Origin of the sequence: Xenorhabdus griffiniae, from assembly GCF_001028135.1 — a bacterium.
Lineage (GTDB): Bacteria > Pseudomonadota > Gammaproteobacteria > Enterobacterales > Enterobacteriaceae > Xenorhabdus > Xenorhabdus bakwenae.
On record NZ_LDNM01000021.1, the window covers coordinates 51,096 to 70,318 of the forward strand.

At 47.6% G+C, this 19,223-nt stretch carries 12 protein-coding genes, 1 tRNA gene and 1 pseudogene; 10 read left to right on the forward strand and 4 right to left on the reverse strand.

All coding sequences use genetic code 11. From position 1 onward, the window contains the following. Nucleotides 1-183: 183 nt before the first annotated feature. Nucleotides 184-2,178 (reverse strand): transketolase, encoded by a 1,995-nt coding sequence (gene tkt / locus AAY47_RS06860; RefSeq protein ID WP_047768193.1) that lies wholly within the window; start codon nt 2,176-2,178, stop codon nt 184-186. A 700-nt stretch (nt 2,179-2,878) separates the two neighbouring features. On the opposite strand from tkt, the gene AAY47_RS06865 reads away from it, so the two are divergent. Next, nucleotides 2,879-3,733: a hypothetical protein gene (locus AAY47_RS06865; protein WP_053014216.1), complete on the forward strand. Its 855-nt coding sequence runs from the start codon at nt 2,879-2,881 to the stop codon at nt 3,731-3,733. A 277-nt stretch (nt 3,734-4,010) separates the two neighbouring features. On the opposite strand, the gene AAY47_RS06870 is transcribed toward AAY47_RS06865, so the two are convergent. Both AAY47_RS06870 and dnaQ read right to left on the reverse strand, forming a co-directional pair. Then, nucleotides 4,011-4,087: transfer RNA gene (locus AAY47_RS06870), tRNA-Asp, on the reverse strand. A gap of 137 nt (nt 4,088-4,224) precedes the next feature. Then, a complete protein-coding gene (gene dnaQ, locus AAY47_RS06875) occupies nt 4,225-4,974 on the reverse strand; it encodes a DNA polymerase III subunit epsilon (RefSeq protein WP_047768195.1) in 750 nt (249 codons plus the stop codon). Between the two features lies 1 nt (nt 4,975). Between dnaQ and rnhA the strand changes: the two are divergent. After that, nucleotides 4,976-5,508 (forward strand): annotated as a pseudogene (gene rnhA, locus AAY47_RS06880) (ribonuclease HI). On the opposite strand, the gene AAY47_RS06885 reads toward rnhA, so the two are convergent. Then, nucleotides 5,505-6,233, reverse strand: a complete 729-nt coding sequence (locus tag AAY47_RS06885; RefSeq protein WP_047768199.1) for a class I SAM-dependent methyltransferase — start codon at nt 6,231-6,233, stop codon at nt 5,505-5,507. The pseudogene rnhA and the gene AAY47_RS06885 overlap by 4 nt on opposite strands. 52 nt (nt 6,234-6,285) lie before the next feature. Between AAY47_RS06885 and gloB the strand changes: the two genes are divergently transcribed. From gloB to AAY47_RS06925, 8 genes are all read left to right on the forward strand, one after another. Continuing rightward, on the forward strand, nt 6,286-7,041 hold the full coding sequence (gene gloB / locus AAY47_RS06890; protein WP_047768201.1) for a hydroxyacylglutathione hydrolase: 756 nt from the start codon (nt 6,286-6,288) through the stop codon (nt 7,039-7,041). Nucleotides 7,042-7,113: 72 nt separating this feature from the next. Then, on the forward strand, nt 7,114-8,445 hold the full coding sequence (gene mltD, locus AAY47_RS06895) for a murein transglycosylase D (RefSeq protein ID WP_047768203.1): 1,332 nt from the start codon (nt 7,114-7,116) through the stop codon (nt 8,443-8,445). A gap of 192 nt (nt 8,446-8,637) precedes the next feature. Then, nucleotides 8,638-9,183 (forward strand): MepB family protein, encoded by a 546-nt coding sequence (locus AAY47_RS06900; RefSeq protein WP_053014217.1) that lies wholly within the window; start codon nt 8,638-8,640, stop codon nt 9,181-9,183. 1,427 nt (nt 9,184-10,610) lie between these two features. Continuing rightward, nucleotides 10,611-12,524: a type VI secretion system tip protein VgrG gene (locus tag AAY47_RS06905; protein WP_047768226.1), complete on the forward strand. Its 1,914-nt coding sequence runs from the start codon at nt 10,611-10,613 to the stop codon at nt 12,522-12,524. A gap of 14 nt (nt 12,525-12,538) precedes the next feature. Then, nucleotides 12,539-13,756, forward strand: coding sequence for a DUF2169 family type VI secretion system accessory protein (locus AAY47_RS06910; RefSeq protein WP_047768205.1), 1,218 nt, complete (start codon nt 12,539-12,541; stop codon nt 13,754-13,756). Then, entirely contained in the window at nt 13,749-14,105 is a 357-nt protein-coding gene (locus AAY47_RS06915; protein WP_047768207.1) for a DUF4150 domain-containing protein, read from the forward strand. The genes AAY47_RS06910 and AAY47_RS06915 overlap by 8 nt, the downstream gene beginning before the upstream one ends. An 11-nt stretch (nt 14,106-14,116) precedes the next feature. Then, nucleotides 14,117-18,625, forward strand: a complete 4,509-nt coding sequence (locus tag AAY47_RS06920) for an RHS repeat-associated core domain-containing protein (protein WP_083446723.1) — start codon at nt 14,117-14,119, stop codon at nt 18,623-18,625. Nucleotides 18,626-18,635: 10 nt separating this feature from the next. Further along, nucleotides 18,636-19,028 carry a hypothetical protein gene (locus tag AAY47_RS06925; RefSeq protein ID WP_047768210.1) on the forward strand — a complete coding sequence of 131 codons (393 nt, stop codon included), beginning with the start codon at nt 18,636-18,638 and terminating at the stop codon, nt 19,026-19,028. Nucleotides 19,029-19,223: the final 195 nt, after the last annotated feature.

The window sequence follows — 19,223 nt, forward strand, 5'->3', positions numbered from 1 at the left end:
GACATTTTATAAACTAAATCACACAGTTAACTGAAACGGTTCAGCCACTATGGAAGCAGATTACGAGAAAACAAGAGTGATGGCAAGCGTCATTCGTCACATGATGGAGGAAAAATCGAACAAAAAAAGAGCGCATTCGCTCTAAAATTGATACGAATGCGCTTAATATGGGTTATTTGCCGGTTATTTCAACAAACTCGTTGCCTTGGCTACTACATTTTCAACCGTGAAGCCAAATTCTTTGAGCAGAATATCAGCAGGTGCAGATTCACCGAAAGTATTCATACCGACGATAGCACCATTGATACCAACATATTTGAACCAGTAATCAGAGATACCCGCTTCGATGGCAATACGGGCAGAAACGGCCGCTGGTAATACGGCTTCACGATATGCAGCCTCTTGCTTATCGAAAGCATCGGTTGATGGCATAGAAACCACACGAACCTGACGACCTTCAGCGGTCAGTTGCTCAGCCGCTTTCACCGCCAATTCCACTTCGGAACCCGTAGCAATCAGGATCAATTCAGGCTGGCCTGCACAATCCTTCAGGATGTAAGCCCCTTTCTCGATATTCGCTAATTGCTCAGTAGTACGATCCTGTTGTGCCAGGTTTTGACGGGAGAAGATCAATGCCGTTGGACCATCTTTGCGCTCAATGGCATATTTCCATGCCACCGCAGATTCAACCTGATCACATGGACGCCATGTGCTCATATTTGGCGTTACGCGCAGGCTGGCAATTTGTTCGACGGGTTGGTGAGTTGGGCCATCTTCACCCAGCCCGATGGAATCGTGGGTATAAACGAAGATGCTACGCACTTTCATCAAAGCCGCCATGCGTACAGCATTACGGGCATATTCCACGAACATCAGGAATGTTGCGCCATAAGGCACAAAACCACCATGTAATGCGATACCGTTCATGATGGCAGACATACCGAATTCACGCACACCATAGTGAATGTAATTACCGTCCTGCACATCGTTCAAAGGCTTAGAACCAGACCATATGGTCAGATTACTTGGTGCTAAGTCAGCAGAGCCACCCATGAATTCTGGCAGAACTTTACCGAAGGCTTCCAGTGCATTTTGTGATGCCTTACGGCTCGCAATAGAAGCCGGGTTCTGTTGCAGCTTTTCAATGAATGCCTTGGACTCAGCTTCCCAGTTCGCTGGCAACTCACTGCGGGTACGCCGGTTAAATTCAGCAGCCAGTTCTGGATAAGCGTGTGCATAGGCAGCAAATTTCTCTTCCCAAGTGGCTTCTTTAACCTTGCCTGCTTCCTGGGCGTTCCAGCCAGCGTAAATGTCCTGAGGAATGTCAAACGCAGGATATTCCCACCCCAGTGCCTTACGGGTTGCTTCAATTTCAGCATCCCCCAGCGGGGCACCGTGACATTCTTCTTTGCCTGCTTTGTTTGGTGAGCCAAAGCCGATGATGGTTTTGCACATCAACAGGGATGGCTTGCCTGTCTCTTTGCGGGCTGCTTCAATAGCCGCCGCAATCGCGTCAGAATCATGGCCGTCTACGCCACGGATAACATGCCAGCCATAGGCTTCAAAACGTGCTGCGGTATCATCGGTGAACCAACCTTCTACCTCACCATCGATAGAAATGCCGTTGTCATCATAAAATGCGATCAATTTGCCCAGTTTCAGTGTACCCGCCAAAGAGCAAACTTCATGGGAGATGCCTTCCATCATACAGCCGTCACCCATGAATACATAAGTATAGTGATCGACGATATCATGCCCCGGACGATTGAACTGCGCTGCCAGTGTGCGTTCTGCAATCGCAAAACCGACGGCATTGGCAATACCCTGTCCCAATGGGCCAGTCGTAGTTTCTACGCCCGGAGTATAACCATATTCTGGGTGGCCTGGAGTTTTAGAGTGTAGTTGACGGAAATTCTTCAAATCGTCAATAGAAACATCATAACCCGTCAAGTGCAGAAGACTGTATATCAGCATGGAGCCGTGACCATTGGATAACACGAAACGGTCACGATCAACCCAGCCAGGATGAGAAGGGTTATGGTTTAAATAATCACGCCACAGCACTTCGGCAATATCAGCCATTCCCATTGGTGCGCCAGGATGCCCTGATTTTGCTTTCTGCACAGCGTCCATGCTCAAGAAGCGGATAGCATTAGCAAGGGTTTTACGAGTGGTCATTCTTTACTCCAAGTCGGATAAAAGCGTTAGTGAACTAAGAACTAATTTTCGCAGCGCAGCATACAAACCGCAATCATTAATACCAGAAATTAATGCCAGATGATAAGGAGAACTATCTTAATTTCTCCTTGACAATAATTCTTTGATTTACCTCGTTGCTTTGGTGCTCTATCGAGATAAAGCGGACAACTGAAGGTGTTATTGCGCAAATAAGGAATGATTTCCCAGCGTGACTTGCGCAATAAAAAACTACGTATTAGACACGATACCCAATAGGTTAATCAAGGTCAAAAAGGCGAGTTCTTCAGCCAAATTAAGATGAGAATAACGAACAAAATTCACTTGTAATATATTTTGATGTCAACAGCAATTTTGGTGATATCTCTGTTCCAGGGATACATTCTCTTGCTTACATGCCATAGATTGACAGTCTATTGGGAATAGATAATTCTTCTATAAAAAATAAAAAAACAAAATAAAAACTTATAAATAAACCATTCATGGATAGCTATCATTATTCTATTTTTTATTTTAAAAAAATTATCACAAAATATAAAAATAACCCATAAAAATAGGTCATCAGCTCAATAAAATTAAATTATTAGATGATAAAAAAAAGTAATTTGAATTAATACTATAAAAAGGTGAGGTTATAGATTCACCATCATTTCATGACACTAAAAAATATTAAGGGAATAACATGAGGAAAATAATAATTTTTATTTCTTTATATTTATTGGGATTGCAAATAGCTTTTGCTGACGTTAATTCAATAAATACAAACTCTGGTTATAATCTCGCAACAGAATTAACCCAAAGATACAACGATACTGGAAATAACTGTGGAGATGGAGATCATCCGGCATTTTTATGCTCCGGGATTTTATTGAGAGGAACAGTCCCTTCAGATTACTATTATTCTTGGAATCCAAGTCCACACTCACAAAGTAGCGGTGGTGTCTCATTTTCTTATTTGAGAACTGATTCTAAACTTATTACATTAGATGCTGGTTACACAAATGGTTTCATTTTTGCTCCTTATTTATCCGCATCGGCAAATAATAAAAAACATCCCGAAGCTCTTTGCTACTTCCCTATCAATGCAGTTTCTGCCGACAGAGATGACAAAGGATGTGGCGCTACTCCGGGTATTCCCCGCAGTGCTCCTTGTCAACAACTTGGAATTACTACTGCCCAACAGTGGATAAAAAATGGAAGCGATGAAGAGAGTCAGTGTGGTTTTGATGTGAGCATTAAGTCAGGGGAAAATCATGCTGATGCCTTCATACAGGGAGTTCAGGCGCGTTTACAGCTCTCGCTAGCAATAAATAATGAGTTAATATTGGCGACCTGGTCCCAAAATATTCCCAATGAATTACCCATCGAAGCCTTTTTTTATCTTCCAGGAGGGCTTAACGGTGCGCAACATGATCAAAAGGAATTTTATAATGTCACTGGAAAAATAATACCGATAATACAGATAGATCTTCCTGCCGATTACTCTCAAGATGCTACTTTTACTTATAATAAAGAGGATCAAGTCATTAACAATTAAAATAAAGATCAGGAAATAAACCTAAAGATCAAAGTTAGTTTAATTAAGTACTATACGCGATAAACTTCAAGTTGCAATCCGCAAGACGACGCGAGGCCTTATATTTCCCCGCTTCGCGGGGAAATATAACACGCATCTTGAAGTTGAATTGGTATAACACCAAAAATAAAACCATAAAAATATTATAAATCTACTTTTGTAGATAAAAAATAACAGCTAATAATCATTATAAAAAAAACAAAAAGCCCCGAGTCAAAAACTCAGGGCTTATAAATTCTGGCGGTGCGGACGGGACTCGAACCCGCGACCCCCGGCGTGACAGGCCGGTATTCTAACCAACTGAACTACCGCACCGCGTGGTGTTCTGGTTGAGAACGGGGTGGATAATACGGGTTACGATAAAATCCGTCAATCGCTTTTTATAACAAAATAGTTTGCTTGCACGTTTTTTAGCCTCAACTATGCATTTACCACCATTTTGCCGCAGTTTATCAATGTATCTGCTCAGGTTTTATACGCCAAAGACAGCTTCCCCCCTTCTTTTCCACCAAATCCAAACGAGATTCATGCTGAATTAATTCTTCATCGGAAGCATAAACAATTTTCAGCCCTGCCTGTGGGCGAGTAATCTTTTGGATTTCTGCAACCTGCGTACTGCCTGACGTTTCTCCTTCCATCGAAAAAGCCAATGATGTCTGACCACCTGTCATTGACAGATAAACATCAGCCAGAATTTCGGCATCGAGTAATGCCCCGTGGAGAGTACGTTTTGAATTATCGATATGGTAACGGTCACATAACGCATCGAGATTATTACGCTTACCAGGGAAAAGTTTCCTCGCCAAGACCAAGCTATCTGTAATGGTACAAAACTCAGCAGTGGGTGGAATATCTCGATTCAATTTACTGAATTCATAATCCATAAAGCCGATATCAAACGTTGCGTTATGAATAATCAACTCAGCACCACGGATAAACTCAATAAATTCATCAGCGATATCAGCAAATTTCGGTTTATCCTGCAAAAATTCATCACTAATACCGTGAATTTCAAACGCTTCGGGATCAACTAAGCGTTCTGGCTTGATATAAATATGAAAATGGCGTCCTGTCAGACGACGATTGATAACCTCCACGGCACCAATTTCAATGATGTTGTGTCCCTCATAGTGAACACCTAACTTGTTCATACCGGTTGTTTCGGTATCGAGGACTATTTGGCGGGTAATAGCAGTGCTCATAATGTTTTTTTGTGTCAGACTTAGATTTTTGATTAAAGATAATATAGGAAGAGTCTACCAAAAATGAACAAACAGGTAGAAATTTTCACCGATGGTTCTTGCCTCGGCAATCCTGGTCCTGGCGGATATGGCGTTTTACTCCGCTACCAACAGCAAGAAAAAACGTTGAGTGGCGGTTATTTTCACACAACCAATAACCGCATGGAATTAATGGCAGCCATAATAGGATTGGAAGCGCTCAAACGTCCCTGTACCGTAATCTTGACGACAGACAGCCAGTATGTGCGTCAAGGGATCACTCAATGGATCCATAACTGGAAAAAACGCGGCTGGAAAAAAGCAGACAAATCTCCCGTCGTCAATGTCGATCTCTGGCAGCGGCTCGATAATACTATCTCGCGGCATGACATTGATTGGCGCTGGGTCAAAGGCCACGCCGGACATCGGGAAAATGAACGGTGTGATGAGCTGGCTCGCACAGCCGCGAATAACCCTACTCAAACGGATGATGGCTATATCGAAAGCGAAAATTAACCCCCCCACTCATCGTGTCGGTGAATATTTTTCGCCGCCCCCAGTGCATTACTGAATCTTGGTTTCATCAATGTTGCCCGCATGGGGTTTAATGTCAACGGTATTGTCCGTTTGCGGGCAATAATTACATTCAGACAACCCAATATTGACATGCAGGAGTTATCAAAACGCGTTCCGCTTTGCCACGGTAAAACATGGAAGTTGGCATGATGGATAACTTCATAATTAAGAAGACGCAGCCAATCCAATTGACGCAGCGTTGAAAACATTTGAGCTTTACAAGATTGCCGACGATATACCGGAGCAATCATTTTCTTGAAACCTAATATACTCATTGGATTAAAACCACTGATAACCAACCAACCATCATCTATCATGATCCTATCGACTTCTCTCAAAAGCCAATGTGGATCAATACTATAAGTCAACATATGCGCCAACAAACAAGCATCGACAGATTTAGTTGCAAAAGGGAGGTAACTGGGATCAGTAATGACATTCATATTTTGCCCTTGTAACCCTATATTGACTTGATGGCTGACCAAACAGGAACGAGTATCAATTTCGGCACTTAAGTTGCCGATTTTCACTAAATGAAAACCAAAGATTTTGGGCCACCACGGTTCCAATTGACGTTCCAGAGCGACGCGGTAATATTCTCCCCACGGTAATGCGGCCCAAGAAACAGGGAGGGTTATTTGCTTAATTGAACGTGCTGATCGCATGTCATCTTCCTTTCAACCTACTTATAAACCTACTATAAAAATGAGGCATATAATGGATCTTATCAGGATACCCGCCCTTTCAGATAACTACATTTGGTTACTTTGTGATGAAAACAAACATTGTGCCATTATCGATCCTGCTGAATCACGACCTGTGATTGATATTCTAGCAGCAAATCAACTTATTCCGGCTGCGATTCTACTGACACACCACCATGATGATCACGTTGGCGGTGTTCCCGGGCTACTCAAACAATACCCTGAATTACCTGTATATGGCCCTGAAGAGACACAAAACAAAGGAGCTACTCAGATTGTCCATGAAGAGAACACCGTTGAAATAGGAAATTTTTCTTTCCGGATCATAGCACTACCAGGACATACACTTGGTCACATTGCATTCTATCAGGCTCCCTACCTGTTTTGTGGAGATACGCTGTTTTCTGGCGGCTGTGGACGACTGTTTGAAGGTACAGCCGAACAAATGTTTTCCTCTCTGGAGAAAATTTCATCATTACCCGATGATACGTTGATCTGCTGTGCTCACGAATACACGGCGGCGAATATGAAATTTGCAAAAACAGTATTACCTGACAATCAGAATATTCACGATTATTATCAAGAAACGCTTAAATTACGTGAAAATAACCAAGCAACAATCCCAACAGATTTACAAACAGAGAAAAAAATCAATGTTTTCTTAAATTGCCACGATATTGATTTACAAAAAAATATCGGTATCAAACCTAATTCAACGCCACTTTCTTCTATTTTTCAGCGATTAAGGGCTTATAAAGATCGATTTTAATTTTATTGGGTTGTCTTCCACGTAATAGGCCAGTATTATTGCTCACCTTTTAGGCAGGCATTAGAAAAGAACATGAAGACAAAAACGATCTTGTTCACCTCTGTTCTTCTTGCTGGGTGTCAATCGAGTCTGCAAACAGAGGCTCCTTCCCAGCAACAAGCACAGAAGATGTCTTCAACGAATCAGAAAACAAACGGTATTGCAGAATCAGATGATCCTGCAAACTGGAAGGTGAGTCCGACAGCCCAACAAGATTTGTGGGGACATATTCGCGATGAGTTGAAGATGGAAATTCCTGATAATAGCAGGGTGAGCGAACAACAAAGTTACTATTTGAAACACAAAGGCCATATCCAAAATGTAATATTGCGTGCAGAACCGTACATTTATTGGATAGTTGAGCAGCTTGATAATCGACATATGCCAATGGAGCTGGTATTGCTGCCCATCGTGGAGAGTGCCTTTGACCCCCATGCAACTTCCTACGCCAAGGCGGCAGGATTATGGCAGATTATCCCAAGTACTGGCCGTCATTATGGCCTGAAACAAGATAAATGGTACGATGCCCGTCGTGACATTGCGGCATCAACAACCGTTGCTCTTGATATGCTTGAATATCTCAACACACGATTCAATGGGGATTGGCTTTTGACCATTGCCGCTTACAACAGTGGCGAAGGCAGGGTTATACGTGCAATCAAAGACAATAAAGCACAAGGGAAACCAACAGATTTCTGGTCGCTGTCATTGCCACGGGAAACAATGCACTATGTTCCCAAGATATTGGCTCTGAGTAATATCATTCGCCATAACGAACAGTTTGGTTTCAAACTTCCTAAGCCTGACAACCAACACGCTTTGGCAAAGGTTGAAGTAGGGCAACAGATCATGTTGTCACAAGCGGCCGAACTATCTGGGCTATCATTGACATCAATCAGGGCATATAACCCGGGCTATAAACAAGGTATGACGTCTCCTTATGGGCCGCATTACATCATGCTACCAAGGAAGAACGTTAATCAATTTAAGGCGTCCCTGGCAAATAAAAACGTCTTGAATGACATCAACCTAGCGGTTAAACACAATACCTACAAATTACAGCAACAAAGTCATTATACCGTTCGTGCCGGCGATACATTGTCAGCGATTGCAAAGCGCTTCAAGACCACTCACCGAGAGTTACAAAGACTAAACAGCTTAAAAACGGCTGATCGGCTCAAGATCGGGCAAGTGCTGAAAATCGATAACAGCAACCCAGTCACCTATCAAGTGCGCAAAGGTGATTCATTTTTCAGCATCGCCAAACGTCACGGTGTAAATCTTAATGATTTGATCAATTGGAATAAAAACATCAAAGTCAGAGAGATAAAACCAGGTATGGCTTTGACACTTTATCTTGAATAAATAATCTTATTCTCGCCAATACATGACTCCCTTCCTTTTGGATAGGGAGTTTATTTTATATACTCGATAAACTTCAAGTTGCAATCCGCAAGACGACGCGAGGCCTTATATTTCCCCGCGCAGCGGGGAAATATAACACGCATCTTAAAGTTGGATTGGTATATACCATAAAGAAGAGAAAGGAAGTACAAATTGTCATCATTAAAACAAAATATAAATAATCAACCCAATTCCTTTATTGAAATAAAGAAGTATCTTCTATTCCCTTCTGAGTACAAATTAACGTCCACTCCCTGCCTCGAAACAGAAAGCCGTGATTATAGTGCTATGCGTTTTCAACTGGATGGTAAATCGATAGTTTTTCGTCAAGCTAAAACAACGCCGAATAAACAAGGGCAATTTGTCACTCTTTGGAAAAGGCCGACGCCAGATGCAGAAATAATGCCTTTTGAAAAAAGTGATGGCATTGATTTTTGTCTAATAGCGACTTTTTTGGAACATCGAAAAGGTCTTTTTCTGTTTGACTCACATATTTTGATAAAACAAGGGATTTTCTCAAGTCAAACTAAAGCAGGTAAAAGAGGTATTCGGGTCTATCCTGAATGGGTATTCCCTGCATCAAAACAAGCAATGCAAACACAAAAATGGCAATCTTCCTATTTTATAAGTTTCGATAATCAGGAGTCTGCCATTGAGCAATTTAAGAAAACCTTCTCAAATTATAATAATAAAAAATAATTAATTTGAGTTATCATAACTTGTTTAATCCTTACAATCAGGGGTATGTTAATTCCTGAAAACTAATAACAAGTGTTTAAATTGATCTTTAACACTTCATCAAAGATAAGGTTTATACTCGATAAACTTCAAGTTGCAATCCGCAAGACGACGCGAGGCCTGATATTTCCCCGCTGCGCGGGAAAATATAACACGCATCTTGAAGTTGGATTGGGATAGTTATTGGAGTGATGACCTATTCCTGTAACCACTCAGGAAATGGGAAAAAAAGCTACTATCACTCTAGGGCAGAAATCTGCTCTTTAACATTTGGAATAGTGATGCACTTTGCCGTTGAATTCGCCAAAATCTTTTTCCAAAATAACCTTTTTTGTGAATAAGTTCACAAAATAGAAATGATCAGGGTTATTCTAAAAATCAGATCCATTTTTTACTTGTAATTCATTATGTTATAAAAATACCCCCAGTTTTGGCACAAAATCATTCAGTATGATGCACTCACCAGAGTGAATCTTGCGAAAATTTATTTTACAACGGCAAAGTTTTTAACTTTTTACGCTGTGATTGTACAAAGCGCCTTTTTTCTCCCCTTGATTTTATTTGGTTTTTAATTGTCCATTCCTTATTATTTCCGGCAGATTTTTTTATCACGAACGGAACAAATCATTCTGGCTTAACCGGACATTTCTGCCTTATTCAAAACAGGAAGCGCCCTATTTTCAGCTTATTGTCAGACTGAAAAAGCAGGTCCGCAGAATAAGCTCTTTCCTGCCGAATATGGCGATGTGCCTGTTAAGCCCATTGCCATTTTATATTCCATCGGCATGACTTCAGGGAGACAGACCGTGTCAGAGAAAGAGAAAAAGCCCCTCACAACATTGCAGGAAGGAAAAACGCTGTTAGAACAGGGACAGGACGCAATAACAAAACAGGCTAAAGAACGGTTAGCGGATGCAGGCGGTAACGCCAGCGATCTCCTCCGTTCCGTCACAGGAATAGCCGGCAAAGTCGGATTACCGGATGGGGTGGGCAAAGCAGCCACTATGCTCGATTCTGTGAGCGGAATTGCCGGCAAGGTCGGGTTGACAGGCGGAGCGGGCAAAGCACTTGGCGGTCTCAGTACTGACAGCCTGATCAACGGGGGCGGCTTTGCCGGCGGGGCAGGCAAAGCACTCGGGGGTCTCAGTGCCGACAGCCTGATCAGCGGTGGCGGCTTTGCTGGCGGGGCAGGCAAAGTTCTCAAAGGTCTCAGTGCCGGCAGCCTGATCAGCGGCGGGGGCTTTGCCGGCGGGGCAGGTAAATCACTCAGTAGTCTCAGTACTGGCAGCCTGCTCCCCGGCGGGGGTTTTGCCAGCGGGACCAGCAAAGCACTCGGTGCGCCGGGGCTGGCCGCCAAAGCCGTGGCGGGTAATCTGGGGGCAGAAAAAATCCTGCAACAACTGGGCCAAATACTGGGGCTGGGCGGTGGAGCCGACCCCAGCGGCCTGCTGTTCACCCTGACGGCGGGCAGATTGCCGGCGCAAACCTTTGTCGTCACCGATTTCAGTCTGGACGAACATTTCTCGCGCCCATTCCTGCTGGAAGTGGGGCTGGCCAGTGCCGACTCCGCCATTGACTTTCCGCTGGTGCTTGACCGCACGGCAACGCTCACTGTCCTGCTCAATGGTGTTGAACAGCGCAGCGTCACGGGCATCGTCACCCGCTTTGAGCAAGGCAACACCGGCCTGCACCAGACCACCTACCGGATGAGCATCCGCCCCGACCTGTGGCGCACCACCCTGCGCCAGAACTCGCGTATCTTCCAGCAACTCAATATCACCGGCATCATCACCAATATCCTCAAAGAGCACAGCATCCGCGACGTGGTGTTCAACCTGCGCCACCCGCACCCGGAGCGCGAATTCTGCATACAGTACCAGGAAAGTGACTTCAATTTCCTGCAACGGCTGACTGCGGAAGAGGGGATTTTCTACTTCTTCGAATGCAGCAACGGGCGTAACACGCTGGTGTTTGCCGATGACTGCGGCTCGGTGCCACCGGGCATCCGCCTGCCCTATCAACCGGGCGAGGGCAGCACGCTGGGTGAACCGGCGGTCAGCAGCCTGACCCACAGCGCCCAGGTGCGTCCGGCTCAGGTGCAACTTAAGGATTACACCTTCAAAAATCCCGCCTGGCCAGCCGAATTTCATCAGCAGATACGGGACGAAAACCTGCAACAGCTCTACTACGAACACTACGATTATCCGGGGCGTTTCAAGGATGAGGCGCACGGCAAGGCCTTCACCCGCTACCGTCTTGAAGCGCTGCGTAGCAACGCCATGACCGGAGAAGGCAGCGGCAATGCGATAGCCCTGCAACCGGGCAGACTGTTCATCCTCGATAATCATCCCCGCTTAGACCTGAACCAGTCATGGCAGACCGTTTCCACCCGCCACAGTGGCAGCCAGCCGCAGGCACTGGAAACGGGCAGCGCAGGCTCCGGCACCACGCTGAACAGCCACTTCTACTTTATCCGCCAGAACCAGCACTGGCGCCCGGCGCCGTTACCCAAACCCGTCATCGATGGCCCGCAAATTGCCAAGGTAGTGGGGCCGGCCGGCGAAGAAATATTCTGTGACCAGTACGGGCGGGTACGCCTGCAATTCCCGTGGGATCGCTATGGCAAGAGTGATGACCAAAGCTCCTGCTGGATCCGCGTCACCCAACCGTGGGCGGGGCAAGGCTGGGGGATGCTGGCTATCCCGCGTATCGGGCAGGAAGTGGTGGTGGATTTCCTGCACGGCGACCCGGATCAACCCATCGTCACCGGTCGCACCTACCATGCCAGCAACCTTCCGCCGGGTGCCTTACCGGGCAGCAAAACCCAGATGGCTTTCCGCTCTAAAACCCATAAAGGCGAGGGTTACAATGAACTGCTGTTTGAGGATGCGAAAGGCAGTGAACGGCTGGCGCTCCATGCGCAAAAAGACATGACGACTCTGGTACTCAATAACCGCGATACCCATGTGCTCGCCAACCACAGCGAAACGGTGGAGAAAAACCAGACCATCGAGATCCATGAGAACAAAGCGGAGACCGTCACCCTGAACAGCACGGAAACGGTGCAGGAAGTGCGCAAACTCACCACGGGCAAAGACTACATTATCACGGTCGGGACGCACAAGCAGGTCAACGTCAGCAATACCCTCTCCATCACGGCCGGGGATGTGATTGAGCTGCGCTGCGGCGCGAGTGTCCTGCGCATGGACAGTGCCGGCAAAATCACAATACAGGGCAGTGAGTTCAAATTTGAGGCCAGCGGTGCAGTGCAAATCACCGGTAAAGATATCGATCTGAACTAAAAGGACACCCTGAGATGGAATTTCGTAACCTGACCCCGTTTGCGGTCATGAATTATTCGATGCTCGATGTGGATGACGCCGAACATCATGTCGCAGTGATGAAAATCGGCTACCAGTTCATCCCTGACGGACAGGGGGAGTACAGTGCTGAACTGTTGCCTGCGCCACCACTGTGCTTACAGGATGAATATCGCGGCACGATGAACGCTTCACAGGTGTTGCAGGAAAGCGACCTCGCCCCGTTTAAACCGCGCTGTGACGTGATTGTCAACGGCACAGCGTATGCGCCGCAAGGCCAGCCCTGCACTGAATTCCCGGTGCGGTTACAGGTGCAAAACAAACAAGGGCAAACTTTGCTCGATAAAGCCCTCACCGTCAGCGGGGAACGGGAATTTATCCGCGATGACGGTGGTCACTGGCAACTGAGTGAGCCGAAACCCTTTACTTCCCTGCCGCTGGATTACCGTTACGCCTTTGGCGGTGAATGCAAAATCTACACTAATGATGAAGCGAGCCAGCGTATCAGGGACAGTGACCGTCTGACCCCAGAACAACGCCAGCAGCATCCTGACGGTGAAAAAGCGCCACTTGCCCACACCACCTGCGAAACCAATCCGCTGGGAACCGGTTTTATCACCCCGTGGTATGCCGAAGCTAAACAGCTTACCCATTACCCGGCCCCCCGTATTATCCGACCGGATGCACCATTCACTGCGGAGCATTTTACGGCCCAACTGAATGGTACGTTACCGTCCGATACCCCCCCCTGCCAGCCACAGGGAATGGGGTTTATTGGGCGCCCGTGGCTGCCCCGTCGTGCATTAGCGGGCACTTACGATGCTGACTGGCTTGAACATCGCCATCCTTACCTGCCGAAAGATTTTGATTTTGGCTACTGGAACGGCGCACCGGCTGACCAACAGATTGACTGGCCGGCGACCGATATCACGCTCACCCTGAGCAACCTGACTCCCGATGGTACGCTGCATATCCGCTTACCGGGACACCGCCCGTTTATCCTGCTGCGAATGCACAACGGCATGTTGCTACCGGTGCCGATGCGCACGGACACCCTTATTATCGATAGTGATACCAAAACGTTGTACCTGACCGGCCGGCTGAGTTTCAAGGCTGATTTGCCGGTGCGGGTCGCCGAAGCGCGGTTTGAAATTAACCCGGATGCGCCGTTGCTCAAACTGGCACCACGGGAAGAGGAGAAAAAAGATGGCTGATAACTACACCGCCCGTACCGCAGGTGACTGGATGATTGTCGGCATGTTGCCGGATGTGTGCAAAACCCCGATGGGTTCTTCTACGCCGCCGATCCCCTACCCGGTCGTGGCGAAACTGGCCGACAGCTCCTCGCCTGTTCCCTCTGTGCGTGCCAACGGCCAGCCCGTGGTGGTGTTTGCCAAAAGTTTTGTGCCGACCACGATGGGTGACCAGCCCGGTGTAGCGAACGGTGTTAAAAGTGGCACGGTTGGTGGTAAATGCCATCCGCAGGAGCATACCAAAACGGTGCGAGCCGGCAATAAACTGGTGTTGCGCCACGGGGATAAATTTTGGATGAACGGGGCATAAGGAAGGGAACCATGACAGAAAAAAACGAAGCCAGTGCAGATACTCAGGCAGAAGAATCGACCAGCCCGAAAGCGCCTGATACCCCTATTGAACCGCCCAAACCGAACTCCCCGTTACCCCAAAAGGTACGGGATGACAGCCCGACGGGGGAAGGCAACACGATAGGGAAAATTGTCGGGCAGGCACCTCAGGCAGCTCATCCACCTCATGAGGCGAATCCTGCTTTCACACCGGAAAATCAACCCGAAATGGGGGGATGGGAAATCCTGAAAGCGATGGGAAAAGCGTTGGGAAACGCTGTCGTAGATAAAGCCAAAGAAACCAAACAAGATCTGTCAACCGCCAGCGGATGGGACTCCATTGAGCAGAGTAAAGGAGTGACCAAATCTGCCAGTAATACCGCCGTTGGACTGGCAGAAATGGCTGTTCAGGGTGGTATGCTGAACGCCAGCCGTGAGATGGACGAATCGGCAAATTCGTTAGCTTTTTGGGGGGAAATCTTTGGCAATAGTGACGCCGAAAAGCAAGCTAAAATGATAGGCGAAGTCGCGGATACCAACCGCACGAATGCAAACCAGTTTAATCTGGATGAGTACAAAATGGCGCTGGATACCCCAGGGCAACGGGTGGGCGGTACAGCATTTGATATTGCCATGCTTATTGGCCCGGTAAAAGGCGCAGGGGCTGCCGGCTCAGTGACGAAAACTCCCAAAATAGCGAAAGTTGCAGAAGCAGGGGCGGTAAAAAACAGTGAGGCCGCGAAAGTCGCAGAAGCAGGTGTCATGGCGGCAAAAAACAGTGAGGCCGCCAAAGCCGCCGAAGCATCGGGGGCTAAAATCAAAGGCCAGTCTCAGCAAAGGGCTAATCCCACGCCTGAAAAACCTAAAAATGCCGAAAAAGAGACCATTGACAACCAGTCCAGCAATAAGGAAGGGAGTTGCACCGGGACGTGTAGTACAAAAAGCGATCCGGTCGATATGGCCACCGGCGACTTCCTGCAAGTCTGGCCAGTGCTTGCCATTCCCGGATTATTGCCGATTACCCTGACCCGTACCTATCGCTCCACCGCCAAATACAGCGGCCTGTTTGGGCCGAAATGGGCGGATGACTGGTCATGCCAGTTAGCCTTGTCCGAGGGCAAAGTGAATTTCACCGATACTGACGGCGTGCTCTATGATTTCAGTACACCGGATAACACGGTGCTCGCCCGTAACCAGCATATCCCTCATTACGTACTGACCGGTGAATTGAACGGCGAACTGCAATTGACCGATCGCCGCTCCCGGCTTATTTACCATTTTAATCATTCCGTTGGAAATATTCGCAAACTGTCTGCCATCACCGATCGCCGCCAAAATGCTATCCAGTTTATCTACGATAAACAATCAAAGCCAGTTGAGGTTACGCGCACTGATGGTTTCCGGCTGGTGCTGAGTTATCAGGATCAGCAACTCCAGACCATCGATTACCTTGAACCGCACAAACAACAGCGGTTGGTTACCTGTCATTATGATCCGCAAGGCTATCTCAATGAATGTGATGCCTTCCAGCACAATCACCTGTGGCATGAATATGACGTTCAGGGGCGGATGACCCGCTGGCACGACACCGACCAGACCGACCTGTCAGTGACCTACGATGCGCACGGACGCGTGCTCAGCACCGCCTCGCCCAGCGGTTACTGGTGTGACAGTTTTCACTATGATGATCGGTTGCGTATCACGACCTACCGGGATGCAGAGGGCGGGGAAACGCAGCACCATTACGATCACAATGGACTGGTTTTCCGTGAAATTGATCCATTAGGCAGGATCACCCGCCGCCAGTGGCAAAACAGCCAGAAACTGTGGGAAGAAGATCCCGCGGGCAATGTTACCACCTTCGATTACAACCCTGATGGGGCGCTGACGGAAGTAAAGCTGTCAACCGGTGAAATTTTTGCTTACGGTTATGACGAACAGGGGCAGCTTATCGAAAGCGTGCTGCCGACCGGCGAGCGCTGGCAATTCCACTATGATGAGCAGGGTAATCTGGCGGCGCTGACTAATCCACTGGGGCACAGGGAGGAATACCAATACGGTACACAGGGGGAGTTACGCCAGCGCCTGCTGCCGGATGGACGCCAGTGGCACTATACCTACGATAAACAACAACGGCTGGCCGCAGTTATCACGCCGGACGGCCAGACGACCGGCTTACAACTGGATGAACTGGGTCGCCTGCGCCAACTCACCGATGCCCTGAAACAACAGACCCGCTACCGTTACAGCGAGACCCATGCCAGCTTCAATGGCAGCCTGACCGATGTCGAACTGCCGGATGGCACCACGCAGCAACTGACCTATGACAGTGAACGGCGTGTGGTGGCGGTGACTGACGGCGAAGGCCGCACCACACGCTACACTTACGGCGCATTTGACCTGCTGACGCAAGTCACCCGGCCGGATGGCACGACGCTGCGCTTTGGCTATGACCGCCTGACCCGTTTAAATTCAGTCACGGCCTCCACCGGCGAAACCTATCGCTATGAGCGGGATGCGGCCGGGCAGATTATCCGCGAAACCGATTTTACCGGGCGTACTCTTGAATATCAGTACGATAAACTGGGGCGTCGCACACAGGTACAATACCCCGATGGTCAGCAACTCCGCTGGCACTATTCGGCAGCGGGGTTACTGGTCAGACAGGAAAGCTGGCAGCCGGAAGAGCATCAGTGGGTACTGAAAGCGACCACCACTTACGAATACAACCAGCGGCATCAACTGGTGAAAGCCACCAATGCCGATGCGGTGGTGGAATATGAGTATGATAAAATCACTGGCCTGCCGACCTGTGAGCGCATCAATGGTCGGACAATCACCCGCGAATGGGATAACCTGACGGGGCGCCCGGTCAGTGAAAGCCTGGATGGCCACACCCTGCACTTCGGCTATCACCCGCTGTCGGGGGCACTCAATCATTTTCAGTTCAGCCAGCATGCGCCGCTGACCCTCCGGCATGATGCGCTGGGGCAGGAAACGGTGCGCGAAAGTGCCAACGGGTTTATCCTCGCCAGCCGCTACACCGCAACCGGCTTACTAGCCCATCAGTCAGCCGGGCGGGACAGCGCTTTTTTCCAGGAAGCACTGTCACAAAACGATCCGCACTTTCCGCCCCAGGCGACCGCCGTCAACCGGAGCTGGCAATACGACCGTGCCCATAACGTTTTGGTCATTGACGACAGTCGCTGGGGGCAGACCCGTTATCGTTACAATACCAACGACCAGATCCTAAACACCCAATTCAGTGGATTCCGCTCAAATAAAGAGCAATTCAGTTATGATACCAACGGCAACCTGAGCCAACATTTGCCTGTCGATGCACAAGGCGCGATGGAACAGTTCACACAACGCCAGCAGGCCGGAAGGGTGGTACAGCGGGGCGATACGCATTATCGTTATGATGACAACGGCCGGTTAGTCGAAAAAATTGAACAGTGTGACGGCTTTCGCCCTCAAGTCTGGCGTTACCGCTGGGATACCCAAAACCAGCTTACCCACTGTGAAACCCCGGACGGCTCGCGCTGGCAGTATTGCTACGACCCTTTTGGCCGGCGAATTCGTAAAATCAAAGAACGTGATGGAAAACTGACCGCTGCTAATTTAAAATTGTGGCTGGACGGTAAACCGGATCTGCCCGAAAACCCGACCACGCTGGGGGGCTACGATTACCTGTGGAGCGGGGATCAGCTGATTGAGGAAGTGCCGTACCAGCTTGACGGCTCCCGGCTGGAAGACAAACGCGTGCGCTGGCTCTATGAACCCGGTTCATTAACGCCAGCGGCGCGTGTTGAGCGGGGCAAACTGCACTACGCCATCAGCGACCATCAGGGCACCGTGCGGGAATTGCTGGATGAACAAGGCGAACTGATCTGGAACCAGCGGCTGAGCACCTGGGGCAAAGCCGAAAACCGGGGCGGCGTACCGTCCCATCACCCGGATCACCATGTTCAGTGCAACTTCCGGTTTTTAGGGCAGTATTTTGATGAAGAGACTGGATTTTCCTACAATAGACACAGGTATTATTCAGCGGAGACAGGTCAGTATATCTCGCCCGATCCGCTGAATCTCGAAGGGGGCCTGAATCCTTACGGGTATGTGCATAACCCTTCAAAATGGGTTGATCCGTATGGTCTGGCAGGCGGGGTTGGAAATAAAGGGGAACCTATCCCAAAACCACTATCGGAACTTCCTGAATATGAACCAAGAATAAGACAACGAGCGGTTGAGAATCCAGGCGGGCACAATTTCCCATTTAGTTTCGATCGAGAAATTCTAAAAACAAAACCAACGGTACTGCGTAGCGGTGATATAGGTTATGCGATGTTAGGTCATAAAAATGGAAAAGAGGTTGTATATAATATAGTTGTTAAGGATGGAAAAATTAGCCATCGAGATATGATAAGTACAACTAACTGGGGACAGCGTAGCAGAAGTTTTGGTTGGCCTCTAAAACTTGAAGATATACCAAAACTTGATTAAGGGGAATAAGATGGCGCTAGAAACCATAATTAAAGGCGAAAATGGTAGTCATTTGATTTTAAGTGATTTTTATTTTAAAGGTGAGGATTTTTATGCGTGTATTGATATTAAGTCTAGTTGGTATCATGCCAAGGTAAATTTTGACTCATCATATGACAGAATTAAAGAATTCCTTATTTCCTTAGATGAATTAATTTCTAAAAAGGTACTTGAAACTAACTTCATTAACGAAAATGGAAATGTTGATATTAATATTTCAGTTAATCATCTAGGGAAAGTAAAAATAAGTGGTTGCTTATTGAACGATATGCTAGAGAGTTCATCTTTAACATACGAAATAAAATCCGATATACAAAATTTAGTGGAATTCTATTCTGAGCTAAATTCTGTACTAATTATGTAATTAAAATTTAATTTTTCAGTAATTTATATATTGATTAATTATATTAAAGCCGGAAAGATCCAAGATCTTCTGGCTTTTTTCTTTTTAAGCGCCGAGCAGTTCGCGCATTTTCAGCTTAATCTCACTGAGCTGGTCTTGCTGGCGCTGGTACTGTTGCTTAATGGTGCGGGTCTCGTCACTGTCAGGAATAAGCAC

Coding starts and splice junctions, on each gene's coding strand:
- AAY47_RS06865 (WP_053014216.1), top strand. CDS start 2,879: ATGAGGAAAATAATAATTTTTATTTCTTTATATTTATTGGGATTGCAA.
- gloB (WP_047768201.1), top strand. CDS start 6,286: ATGGATCTTATCAGGATACCCGCCCTTTCAGATAACTACATTTGGTTA.
- dnaQ (WP_047768195.1), bottom strand. CDS start 4,974: ATGAGCACTGCTATTACCCGCCAAATAGTCCTCGATACCGAAACAACC.
- AAY47_RS06915 (WP_047768207.1), top strand. CDS start 13,749: ATGGCTGATAACTACACCGCCCGTACCGCAGGTGACTGGATGATTGTC.
- mltD (WP_047768203.1), top strand. CDS start 7,114: ATGAAGACAAAAACGATCTTGTTCACCTCTGTTCTTCTTGCTGGGTGT.
- tkt (WP_047768193.1), bottom strand. CDS start 2,178: ATGACCACTCGTAAAACCCTTGCTAATGCTATCCGCTTCTTGAGCATG.
- AAY47_RS06925 (WP_047768210.1), top strand. CDS start 18,636: ATGGCGCTAGAAACCATAATTAAAGGCGAAAATGGTAGTCATTTGATT.
- AAY47_RS06885 (WP_047768199.1), bottom strand. CDS start 6,233: ATGCGATCAGCACGTTCAATTAAGCAAATAACCCTCCCTGTTTCTTGG.
- AAY47_RS06910 (WP_047768205.1), top strand. CDS start 12,539: ATGGAATTTCGTAACCTGACCCCGTTTGCGGTCATGAATTATTCGATG.
- AAY47_RS06920 (WP_083446723.1), top strand. CDS start 14,117: ATGACAGAAAAAAACGAAGCCAGTGCAGATACTCAGGCAGAAGAATCG.